The 10,957-nt window shown below is 61.6% G+C and carries 11 protein-coding genes; 8 read left to right on the top strand and 3 right to left on the bottom strand.

What is annotated here, in order from left to right; all coding sequences use genetic code 11:
• On the bottom strand, positions 1–2,917 hold a 2,917-nt coding region (locus H7J93_RS10245), incomplete at its 3' end, for a restriction endonuclease (RefSeq protein ID WP_267306189.1).
• 248 nt (positions 2,918–3,165) lie between these two features.
• Here H7J93_RS10245 and tcmP point away from each other — a divergent pair.
• Entirely contained in the window at positions 3,166–4,275 is a 1,110-nt protein-coding gene (tcmP, locus tag H7J93_RS10240) for a three-Cys-motif partner protein TcmP (RefSeq protein ID WP_267306188.1), read from the top strand.
• Between the two features lie 8 nt (positions 4,276–4,283).
• Here tcmP and H7J93_RS10235 read toward each other — a convergent pair whose 3' ends face one another.
• The gene (locus tag H7J93_RS10235) at positions 4,284–5,030 is read right to left on the bottom strand and encodes a DUF5131 family protein (RefSeq protein WP_267306187.1); all 747 of its coding nucleotides are present in this window, start codon (positions 5,028–5,030) and stop codon (positions 4,284–4,286) included.
• A 555-nt stretch (positions 5,031–5,585) separates the two neighbouring features.
• Here H7J93_RS10235 and H7J93_RS10230 point away from each other — a divergent pair.
• From H7J93_RS10230 to H7J93_RS10200, 7 genes are all read left to right on the top strand, one after another.
• On the top strand, positions 5,586–5,726 hold the full coding sequence (locus H7J93_RS10230; protein WP_267306186.1) for a hypothetical protein: 141 nt from the start codon (positions 5,586–5,588) through the stop codon (positions 5,724–5,726).
• 53 nt (positions 5,727–5,779) lie between these two features.
• The gene (locus H7J93_RS10225) at positions 5,780–6,235 is read left to right on the top strand and encodes a hypothetical protein (protein ID WP_267306185.1); all 456 of its coding nucleotides are present in this window, start codon (positions 5,780–5,782) and stop codon (positions 6,233–6,235) included.
• A gap of 272 nt (positions 6,236–6,507) precedes the next feature.
• Positions 6,508–7,209 carry a hypothetical protein gene (locus H7J93_RS10220; protein WP_267306184.1) on the top strand — a complete coding sequence of 234 codons (702 nt, stop codon included), beginning with the start codon at positions 6,508–6,510 and terminating at the stop codon, positions 7,207–7,209.
• Positions 7,210–7,446: 237 nt separating this feature from the next.
• The gene (locus tag H7J93_RS10215; RefSeq protein ID WP_267306183.1) at positions 7,447–8,313 is read left to right on the top strand and encodes a hypothetical protein; all 867 of its coding nucleotides are present in this window, start codon (positions 7,447–7,449) and stop codon (positions 8,311–8,313) included.
• Positions 8,310–9,089: a hypothetical protein gene (locus H7J93_RS10210; protein ID WP_267306182.1), complete on the top strand. Its 780-nt coding sequence runs from the start codon at positions 8,310–8,312 to the stop codon at positions 9,087–9,089. Before H7J93_RS10215 ends, H7J93_RS10210 begins: the two co-directional genes overlap by 4 nt.
• 195 nt (positions 9,090–9,284) lie before the next feature.
• Positions 9,285–9,605: a hypothetical protein gene (locus H7J93_RS10205; protein ID WP_267306181.1), complete on the top strand. Its 321-nt coding sequence runs from the start codon at positions 9,285–9,287 to the stop codon at positions 9,603–9,605.
• Positions 9,606–9,611: 6 nt separating this feature from the next.
• Entirely contained in the window at positions 9,612–10,013 is a 402-nt protein-coding gene (locus H7J93_RS10200; protein ID WP_267306180.1) for a hypothetical protein, read from the top strand.
• A gap of 155 nt (positions 10,014–10,168) precedes the next feature.
• On the opposite strand, the gene H7J93_RS10195 is transcribed toward H7J93_RS10200, so the two are convergent.
• On the bottom strand, positions 10,169–10,846 hold the full coding sequence (locus tag H7J93_RS10195; RefSeq protein ID WP_267306179.1) for a hypothetical protein: 678 nt from the start codon (positions 10,844–10,846) through the stop codon (positions 10,169–10,171).
• Between the last annotated feature and the right edge of the window lie 111 nt (positions 10,847–10,957).

Genomic DNA, 10,957 nt, shown 5'->3' with positions numbered 1-10,957 from the left:
AAGACAACACCCTGGGACAAGCCATCATCAACGAAGGAGCTGAAACGGCAAACCCCAGGATTCGCTCGCCTGACCTTGATTCGCCGGCATTGCTGTCTCGTGAGACGCCAAAATTTCGCATAAAAGCCGGATCGAGGACGTGAACGGCATCATCGGTGAGGCCGCGACCGAATGCCTCCCGCGACGCCTGGTCGGCGGCACGGAGGATGAAGTCGACGATCTCGACGGGGGTGTACACGATGCCCAGCGCCTCGGCCTGCTTCGCGAACCCCACTTTGAAGAACTTCTCGTACAGCTCAGCTATTACCTGCTGCTTGCCGTCCGCGGTGGTGACCTCCGAGGCGCGGATCCGCACCGAGTCGTAAAAGCCTTCAAGGTGCTCGGTCTCGGCCTCCAAACCGGCCCCGCCGAGCTGTTCCACCATCGTCTGCATCGTGCGTGAGACGGGGTTATGAGCGGCGAACTCGTGGCCGGCGAACAACGCGTCGAATACCGGCGCAGTGATCAGGTGCTGGGCGAGCATCGAAATCGCATCATCGCGAGTGATGGAATCGTTGAGGTTGTCGCGCAAGCCCTGGAGAAACTTGTCGAATGCCGTTCCAACCTTGAGATCGGCGCCATCTAGGAGTGCTCTGATGCGGGCAATAAGTGCCGCGGCGATGTCGGCGACGTCCTTGGCCCAGTCTTCCCAGTAGGTGCGGGTGCCAACCTTGTCCACGATGCGGGTGTAGATCGCTTCCTGCCACTCAGACAGGGAGAACAACGCCATCTGTGACGCTAAGGCGCCACCGCCAGATCCATCGCCGTCGGCAACACCGGCCGCAGGGTCCCCGGGGGCAGTCGCTGTGGATGTTGAGCTGGCAGCGGCGAGCGTCTCCGGTTTGTCGGTGGTGGGGCCGATGTGTGCACCGAGCAGCCGGTCCGAACCCTGGCCGGTGACTGCGCCAGGGTCCGCGGCGTTCAAGGCGATTGAGTTCACCATGGCGTTGAACCGGTCATCGTGAGCGCGGAGGGCGTTGAGGACCTGCCATACGACTTTGAATCGGCGGTTATCACCGAGGGCCTGTGACGGCGAGATCCCGGCCGGAACGGCGACCGGCAGGATGATGTACCCGTAGTCCTTATCCGGGGCCTTACGCATCACGCGACCGACGGATTGGACGACATCGACGACGCTATTGCGCGGGTGCAGGAACATCACGGCGTCAAGTGCGGGGACGTCCACGCCCTCTGACAGACACCGCGCGTTGGACAGGATCCGGCACTCGCTCTCCGGCAGTGGGGCCTTGAGCCATTGCAACTCGCGGTTGCGTTCTAAAGCGTTGAAGGTGCCGTCGACGTGACGGACTTGCACAGCGAGTTCGAGGTTCGTTTCATTGATGGCGACGCCGTCGTTTTGGCTGTCGGTGAGCATTTCGCGGTACGCGTCAACAACTTTCGGGAATAGCTCGGCGACCTTCTTGGAGGCCGCGATGTCTTTGGCGAAGGCGACCGCCCGCCGCATCGGGGCCGCGCCGGGCACGAAGCCCTGCCCGTCGGGGGTCTTGCCGGCGCGTTTGGCTAGACCGTTCCAGCAGCCGACGATTTTCGTCGCGTCGTCGAGACGCAGCTCGCCGTCACCACCAGCGAGCTGGGTCTGCAGGGGAGCGGCGACCATTTCCTCATCCACGGTGAGGACGAGGACCTTGTAGTCGGTGAGGAGGCCGCGCTCGACCGCTTCCCCGAAGGATAGGCGGTGGAACTCGGGGCCGTACTTTGTCTCGTCGTCCATCGACGTTATCTCGGCGGAATGCTCGTCGGCCTTCGCCTTGACGGTCTCGTCGTAGATTCGCGGTGTGGCCGTCATGTACAGGCGGCGGTCGGCGTGCAGGTAGGCGGCGTCGTGGACCTTCACGAAGTTCGACTCGTCGACACCTTCGAAGGTCACGCCGGTGGTTCGGTGCGCCTCGTCGCAGATCACAAGATCAAATGGAGCTACCCCGAGGTTCTGGGCATCGGCGACGACCGGCAGCGACTGGTAGGTGGTGAACACCACGGTCAGGCCCTTAGCACGCTTGCGGTGCTCCATCTCGTGCACCAGCTTCGCGGCGTTGGTTGTCACCGGGATCGCCACGTCGTAGGTGTTGATGTCCTCGGCTGCGCGGGACACCTTTGTGTCCGAGCAGACGGCGAAGGCTCGCAGATCGAACTGAGTCTGGGCGGTCCACTCTCGCAACGTCTGGCTCAGCAGCGATATGGACGGCACTGCGAACAGAATGCGGGCGCTGCCGCCCTTCTCGGCGGCCGTGCGCTCTGCGATTTTCAACGCGGTGAAGGTCTTCCCGGTGCCGCAGGCCATGATTAGCTTTCCGCGGTCGTTGCCGGCGGCAAACCCATCGAAGGCTTTGTCGACCGCCGTTGCCTGATGCGGGCGAGGTTCGTGACGGGTCGCTTCGGAGACGTCGATCCGCAAGTCACCGTCGACCCAGGCGATATCCCAGTCGATCGGCGAGTCCGCGATCTCGGCCAGGCCGATCCGCTGCACCGGCACGGACTGATCCTCGAGAGCGTCCTCAGCGTTGCGGCCCCACCGGTCGGTGGTTGAGATGATGATCCGGTTGGTGAATGGGTTCTTGCCCGACGCTGTAAAGAACGAGTCGATATCCTCTTTGCGGAGCTGGTGTGTCGGTTCGTAGAACTTGCACTGGATCGCTGTGTACTCACCGCTGTCGCGTTCGCGGGCAACGAGGTCGATACCGGTGTCGGGTCTGCCCTTCCGGCCGGGCCAGTCGATCCACCGCCACACCTCGTCGTACTGCTGCGACAGCAGTGGGTCCAGGTCGAAGTAGCGCACCATCAGCTTCTCGAACTTCGTGCCCCGCTCGGAATTCGAGGGTGCTCTTCGGAACGCCTCCATCACCTCGTGGATCGAACCCATGCTGTGCCCCTGTCCGTCAACGCACGTGTCAGACGAGCGTAGGCGTCGGCGAAGTTGAGGTGCTTGCTGGTCCGTATGCGTGTTGTCACACACGGGGGCTACCTGTCCAGAAGCTCCACCGCCACTCCGGAGCCGCGGCGAGGTGACCATCCGTGTCTGTCCTGTCGATACGCTGCGCATTGAGGGGGAGGAGCGCCAAATGATGCACGTGACCGCCGTCGGCCATCGGGTGAGATGGAGGCCTTGAGATGACTCGCAAGGAGGAATTGCGCAAGCAGGTCGACTACCAGGCGGACCCCCACACCCGACTCAAGCACGCGTTCTATCGGCGGTACATCGCTTGTTGGATGGGCAAGGTCCTGCAGGGCAGGTGGGCAAAGCCAGCGACGATCATCGACGGGTTCGCCGGTTCGGGCATGTACTCCGACGGCCTCGACGGCAGCGCGATCATGATCGCCAAGCTGTACCGCGATCACATCTGCCGCCCGAACTTCCAACCGCTCACACACGTGACAAACGACCTAGATCAGCGGCGTACCGAAGCTCTGGACGAGCGAATGAAGGCCCTTCCCGCAGATGACCGAATCAGTCACGTTTCCCTCGGGCCGAAGAAGTTCGAGGACGTCGTGGGCGAGGTGCGCCAGAAGCACGCACCGCCGGGAAAACAGACGCTGTGGATTATCGACCCATACGGGCTCAAGCAAATCCCGTGGTCCGTCGTCTCGGAGGTCGTGAAGCTCCGCAAGAACGACGCGGTGATCACGTTAATGGTCGACGAAGCCCACCGGTACCGCACCAACCCCGCGATGGTGTCGGTGATGAATAGCTTGTATGGGGACGACTCCTGGAAGGACATTGGTGCCGAACTCAACACCGCGCGGTCCAAGGCTGCGCTCGTTAAGCTCTACTGCGACAAACTCGAGGCGCTTGGTTGCCACACCTCGTCGTTCGACGTGGATGTTGCACGTCGGTACACCCGGTACTCGCTGATTTTCGCGACACATCATCAGGCTGGCCTTGAATGCTGGAACTCTGCCAAGTGGTCAGCGGACCCTACGAGCGGCCGCGGGGCCAGTGCTGCCACTGCTTTTCAACCCAGCCTGCTCGATCCCGACATCCAGCCCTTGATCGAGGACTTCCGCAAGCGCATCGGCACCCACGACTTCACGACCTTGGCCAAGCAGGCGCAGGTCGCCGGGTATACGGAACCGCACGTGCGGACCGCGCTGACCGAGTTGTTCCACGAAGGGTTGGTCGTCCGACTGTCGCCACCCACCTCGCCGAAGAACTCACCGTGGCCGGCCAGCAGCCGCATCCAAATCTTCGCGGCAGGCCCGGATGAAGCTGACGACGACTGAGTCGGATTTCAACCGGTAGCCGCGGTAGGCATCTCGTCCCACAGCTGGCCGTCGAGCTCGCGACCGGAAGCCTTCGGGGTGCGGCCACCCCACTGTTTGAAGAAGAACGGCACACCCTCGTCGCGGCAGGCATCTCGGATACCGCGCGCCCAAGACAACTCCATCGGCCGATACCGGGGACCGGACTCGCCGCCGGCAATTACCCAGCCGATTCCGGTGAGGTCGATTCCGTCGAGCGGTCCGAGCAGCGGCTCACAGGACAAGAACCTCACAGCGGCCGGCACTTCGCGCAAGTGCTCCACCCGCGGCAGTGCATCAGCGTTCTCGACGGATACACCCATCCAGACGTTGTTCGGCCAGTCGAGTTTGTTCGCGACGCGGCGCAAGCGCAGGCTGCGTTTGGTCAGCACCTGGTAAGTGTGGTGCGGGGTGTCGCGGCAGACGTCGAAGACGTCACGGATGAAGTCCAATGGCACCCTCGCGTGGAACAGGTCGCTCATCGAGTTTACGAACACCACCCGCGGGTTCTTCCACCTCAGCGGTTCGCTGAGTGCCTGGGGGTGCACTGTCACACCGAAGCCGGGGCCTGAGGTGCGCGGATCGCCGTCGACCTGATATTTCGCCGAGCCCATTGCCTTGAGCCGCTTGGCTAGCGTCATCGCGTAGCAGTGATCGCAACCGGCCGATACGCGATCGCAGCCGGTGACGGGGTTCCAGGTGGCCTCGGTCCACTCGATCGCCGAACGATCCGCCAACGGAGCCTCCCCACCTGCGGTTTCCTACTGGTTGTTGCCACTCTATGGTCCGCCACCGACATGAATAACATCAATGTAATTCGCGATGGCGTGTCGTGTGCCGCGTGTTCAACCAGTGTGCGTTGACCGCTAGTACCCCCGTTGAATGACGGCGCCGTGTGCGAGGCTGCGTCCAAGTCATGTTTTCGCGGACACTTTCGCTGCGGCCCTGCAAACGAATGTTCAATGGCACTAGTCCTGTATTGCTTGCTGATCAGCTCGATGAGCGCAATCGTCAGCAAGCATCTGCTGGCGGATCTGGGCGACGCGTTCCGCGCGCTCGGGATCGGCTAGAACTCGATCGAGGTAGGCACTACCGCGGTCTTGGAACTCCATTGCTGGTTGGCTTTCCAGGTCAAACCCACCCTTTCGCGCGAGCCGCCGGGGACGAGGCGTATCACATAGCATCGTTTCTCTACGGCGCCCTCTGTGCAAGCTCTTAGTTTTGACGTCGGCAAGACTCCATGAGTAGCGGCCTGCGCGACACAGCACTGTCGTAGATGGGAACGCGTTCAGATGACAGACCAATCGGCTGAGCGGGCCTCCGAGATGTCCGACGATGACCTGCGTCAGCGTTCGGACGTGGATGCCGGATACATTACGTGCCGCGTCGGGTACGGCAGTGCCATCTCCCCGACTGGAGTGCAGCTGGTGTGAGTGGGGGAAATCTTTGCAGATCAGCGGTGCGCCGCGGCCTTTGGATCGCTGGTATGCCCGACTTCGATGTGCAAGTTGATATCGATTACCTGGCCAAGGTGGTCACCGAGGTTCGCGACCTCGCCGAGACCGTCCGCACGTACGGCCGAGCCGGGGCATCCACCATCGCCGCCGCCACACCGACGGCACTGCACGTGATAGCCGCCTACCTCGAATCGGAGATGCGCAGCTGGGCTCACACCGATGGCACGCATGCGCGGCTGTTCAACGAGAAGCTCGGCGGGGAGGCCATCCGGTTTTCCGAATTGCGGGCGGTGTTGACCTATGTGACGCCGTCTCCGGTGAGCCGCGAGGTGCAACAGGCCGAACTACGGGCCGCCGGCGCCCGCCTCAGGGCGGTGGCGCAGGAGTTGCCCTCACGCATGACGACGCAGTCGGTCCCGAAGTTCGTCTCTCTCATTGAGGAGCAGGCGGCAACCGTCATGGAGTTCGCCGATGGTCTCGGCTAGAACGGCGGGCCGGCGATGAGCCGCCGCCGCAAAGCGACTCCGTGGGCGGCACCGGGCCTGCCCGACATTCGCCGGCAGTGGTGCAACGCTTCGGACAGCCTTGTCGAACACCAATCCAGCGCCCTCGCAGAACCGTCCGAGGCCCTGGGAGCTGCGGGGGAGAGCCTTCGAAGGTTGAAGCGGCTGCAGGCGAAGCTGGCCGAGACGTTGAGTCAGATGAGCGGCGAAGCCGACATCATCAACGTGCTGAGCTGTACTGGGTTTCACGCGACATGGTGGACGTCGCGCTCGACGCCGCCGACTCCCTTCCGGAGTGGACGCCCGCTGTCGCCGCGCCGGCTCCGACCGGGCTTTTATGTTGGGCAAAGCCGGCCGGAAGCGTGCCGTGGAATGCGCTGAACCCGAATGATCCCACCGAGGTCCCATGGGACGGGCTGTGGTGGTGGTCTCGCCCCGACGGGGTGCTGCAACTGCAACCGGTGTCACGCCTGGTCAAGAACCCTGAACTGCTGGCCCCCTACGGGGTGTCCTCGCCATTGTGGGTGACCAACCCGACGCTGCTGCTACAGCCGTTAGTGCCGCGCACCGCTGAGGTGGCCCGATCGGCTGAGGCGTCGCCGTTGGTGAGTGTCGTCGGAGCGGCCTGGCTCCTGATGGGCCAACCCACCGTGGCCGCCACCCGCGTCCTCAACAGTGCACCGTCGACGCAGACCGGGGAATCCTCCCGTGCGGCTGCGGACCCGAACCGGGTGAGCATCATTGAGTTGCGGCGACCCATGAGCCCGCCCAGGGAACGTGATGGTTCGTTGGGTGACCGTCAGTACCGACACCGGTGGTGGGTGGGCGGCCATTGGCGTCAGCAGGCGTGTGGGCCCAATCATGCCGATCGGCGCCCGAAGTGGATCGCCCCGTACGTCAAGGGTCCAGACGGCGCCCCGCTCAAGACCGACCGCGTTCAAGTGTGGCGACGCTGACGCCAGCTCACCCGAATCGGGCGGTGTTGTGTGTGCGCGCTTGTGGGGTCTCACCCCCGATGTATTAGATGTGAGACAGCTTGGCCTGCCCACCGTCCGCCGCGGCCGGGAGGACAATGACACGACAATGCACCGTTCAGACCTCACCTTTTGTATGCCAACTGGCCCAGAAAATGCCATACCATCAAAGAGTTAGCAAACGCTAACCAGCGGACAGATTGCAGGAGTACCCGCCAGATGACGCAACCAGCGCCGAACAGCCCGATTTGGATAAAGTGGGCTTTGATTGCGGTGATCGTTGTGGTGGTCGGCTCGGGGGCTTGGTACGCGTGGGGGTACTTCGGCGCCAAGGGTCAGCTTGACGCGTATGCAGACGCTGCTTCAGGGTCGAGCGCGACGTCGCGAGATGGAACGGTTGCGCCTGAGAGAAGCGTTTCCGAACCGCTAACCGGGGATCTTGACAAGAATGGCGTCGTCACCCCTGACGAATATGATCAAATGGATCCTAATGTTTATGCAGGACTCGATGCGCAGGCGCGCATAGAAGACACGGCTGAAAAGTTTAACGCCAATTTGGAATCGGCTTGGGATGACATTCAGGTAAATGGGCGCCTAACCGAGGAAGAGCGGAGCGTCCTTTATATGCCGGACCTGAAGAAGCCTCGATCGGAATGGTCGGACCAGGACTACCTAAATTTTCAAACCTTGGCACTATGGCTTGTTTCGCGAGGTAGCAATACCGACGAGGGGCAGCGCGCTTACGCGGCACTACGAAATCCGCATGCGGATGGCTTCTCCGACGTGTTTGAGTACATTGGGAGAAATCCAACAGTAGGAATAAAACACGTCTTCAGAGCCCGCCCCTCGCGTCTATCTAATGTTGAACTCAAGGATGTCACGATCGGCGAAACTGAGGTGGGTTCTGACGGGGGGCGACTGATCGCCCTTGAGGAGGTCGGGGGGCCGGACAAGGCAGTCACTTTAATGGTGAATCGAAGTGATCGAAGCGGCTACATTCTGCCGGTTGTTGAGTACACCTATGGCTCTATGGGCGATCCTCGACTGGCGGAGATTCTGCAGCAGTACGGGCATCCGCCACGATGATTGCCGAGCGTATTGCCGCTTTGAAAGGCGGATCAGGGCGCATGACCAGCAGATTGGCATTTCAAGCACTTGCAGCCATCGCATCTATTGCATTTGCTGTCGGTCTAACCGCATGCACCTCGAATGATCAGGCACCAGGCGGCACAAAACCCCCCGCTGCCAACACCGGCCTACTTGAACCCGAAAAACAGCCGAGCGAGATGACCCCCGGCGAGTTCTCACTTTTACCTATGGAGAGCAAACTGAACTATGTCGGACCAATCTTGAACGCAGATACGGAAGCGACTGCGGCTCGACTGAATGCCGCACTAGATAGACTTGGTTACGCGGGATACAACTACTTCAACCGACCTGTCGTGCAGCCGTCAATAACGAATAGCACGCAGGAGATAACTGATCAGATGACACTGGCGTCATTCCAGGCTTGGGAATTAAGCAATCAGGGCACCCTCAAGATGGATGAAGCTATGAAGATCGCCGACGTCACCACACGCGGCAGAGAGTACAACGACCTCGTCGAACTACTCGGAAAGCCAACACCCGTCATAAGTCTCCACCTTGCATGGGAAAGCACCCGAGAGCAGCTCCCAAACTCTGGTGAATACGCCGAATTTCAGCGCGTCATTAGCTACACAGAGCAAATTGTCTTGTCAGAAGACCCCTATAATCCTGAGTATGTAAAGGTCACGGCTGGATTTACGCAGGGAAGTGTTGACAATTCCGGCGTTTGGGTGCTTGTTAGAACAAACGATACGGAAGCACCCCCCACGCCATAGCCCTCGCACAACCGTGACGGCGGTCGCGGTGGCCCAGCAGACAAGGCCGGCGCGGCCGGCGCGGCCAGCGCGGAAGATCTACTGTCCGGCGCGCCACCTCGCATCTATGGCCGGGTGATTACGAGTGAGTGCCCCACCAGGCGTAGCAGGTCCAGCCGAGGGTCGTTGGGGCCACCTGACTGCTAGTTTATCCGCGTGACCAGCAGATCAGCGTTTCGAGTACTTGCAACCGCCTCATCTATTGTATTTGCTATCGGCTTAAGCGCGTGCAGCTCAAACGATCAGGCAACGAGCGGCACAAAAACCCCCGCTGCCAACAGCGACCTTCTTGAACCCGAAAAGCAGCCGAGCGAGATGACCCCCGCAGAGTTTTCAACCCTACCCCTCAAGAGCAAGCTCGATTATGCTGGGATAATTCTTAATACAGACACGCAGTCAACGGCAGCACGGCTCAATAAAGCGCTGGATGATCTCGGTTACGCCGACTATAACTACTTCAACCGGCCAGTAGCATAACCTTCGTTGGCCAACAGCACTCAAGAAATCTGGGATCAGTTCACTCTGGCGAGCTTTCAGGCGTGGGAACGAAGCACCCAAGGGACTCTAGGAGTCGACGACGCCTACAAAATGTCCGAAGTAATCGCTCAGGGTCAGATGAATACTAAGTTGACGGAGACGTTCGGAGATGCCATTCCGGCGATACCGCTTGGAGTCGGACGCGAAAGCACAAGAGAACAACTCGCCAAAGCAGGCGAATATGAAGAATTCGACAGCGTAATCAGCTTTACGAAACAGGCGATCATCACCCAGGATCCGAATACACCCGAATACACGAAGGTCATCATGGGATTCAAGGGGGGAAACCTGGATGACTCCGAGAGGTGGATTCTCCTAGAATCCACCCGCACGAAAAAGCCGCAATAAACACCCGTCGCGTGGTCCACCCCACCCGGTAGCCCCTCGCACACACGCGCGGTGATAGAGCTGTGGGGGGCTAGCTTAGCTAGCTAGTGCCGCGATCGACCGGACAGCGCGGACGATCTGCCGTTCGGCGTGATGCCGACGCGGTGGCCGGCTGATCACGAGTGCGTCCCCCACCAGGCGTAGAGCTGGTCGAGTCGAGGGTCGTTGAGGCCACCGGATTGCACGTCGGCGATGAGCCGTTGCGCGTCGTTGGTCCACACCACGCGCGGGCGCCCATTGTTCAGCCCACACAGCACGGTTCCGCGGGTGACGGCGGGGGTGTCGTTGCGTCGCCACGGGCCAGGGGACTGAATGTTTCCGGGGCAGACCACCACTGTCGTGGATTCGACGAGCTGGTCGAACGTGGTGCGCAGCGCTTCGGGTCCGGCGGCCAGGGTGTAGGTGGCGCTGCGGGGTCCACCAGGGTCGGTGTTTGGTCCGCAGGTGATCACCGTCGCGCCATCAGGGGATGGTGCTGGGGTGCATGCTCCGGCGGGATAGCCGGACGGGAGCAGCCGCCGGAGATCTTGCAGCGCTGCGGGCGGGGCCGCGGTGGTCGTCGATGGCACCGCCGCGGGGGCGGTGTCGGGCGGGTCGGAGCCGCGTCCGATAAGCCACACCGACAGGGCGACGATGAGCACGCCGGCGACTGCCAGCGCCGCGATCAGCTGGCGCCGTTGTGAGACGGCACGGGTGTGGGGGAGCAGGCTGATGAAATCCGCTGCTGCGCCGTGGGACTCGGGCCTGCCTAGCTCAGTGTGGGGTGGCGGCTCGTCGCGATGAGAAATTGTCAATACCTGTGGATCGGGGTGTTTCAGGCGACCTCCGTTCCGGTGCTCTCGTCACCGTTTGAAGGCGGTGTTGGTGGGGTGATGTCGGTGGGTCGTTCGAGTAGCTTGCCTTTG

The organism is Mycobacterium barrassiae (assembly GCF_025822765.1).
Lineage (GTDB): Bacteria > Actinomycetota > Actinomycetes > Mycobacteriales > Mycobacteriaceae > Mycobacterium > Mycobacterium barrassiae.
Note: the sequence above shows the minus strand (reverse complement) of the source record. Positions and strands in the feature narration are given on the sequence as shown.

What these genes read in the sequence shown, in the direction of transcription:
- H7J93_RS10220 (WP_267306184.1), top strand. Translation starts at nt 6,508, where the DNA reads ATGGTGGACGTCGCGCTCGACGCCGCCGACTCCCTTCCGGAGTGGACG.
- H7J93_RS10215 (WP_267306183.1), top strand. Translation starts at nt 7,447, where the DNA reads ATGACGCAACCAGCGCCGAACAGCCCGATTTGGATAAAGTGGGCTTTG.
- H7J93_RS10230 (WP_267306186.1), top strand. Translation starts at nt 5,586, where the DNA reads ATGACAGACCAATCGGCTGAGCGGGCCTCCGAGATGTCCGACGATGAC.
- H7J93_RS10210 (WP_267306182.1), top strand. Translation starts at nt 8,310, where the DNA reads ATGATTGCCGAGCGTATTGCCGCTTTGAAAGGCGGATCAGGGCGCATG.
- H7J93_RS10225 (WP_267306185.1), top strand. Translation starts at nt 5,780, where the DNA reads ATGCCCGACTTCGATGTGCAAGTTGATATCGATTACCTGGCCAAGGTG.
- tcmP (WP_267306188.1), top strand. Translation starts at nt 3,166, where the DNA reads ATGACTCGCAAGGAGGAATTGCGCAAGCAGGTCGACTACCAGGCGGAC.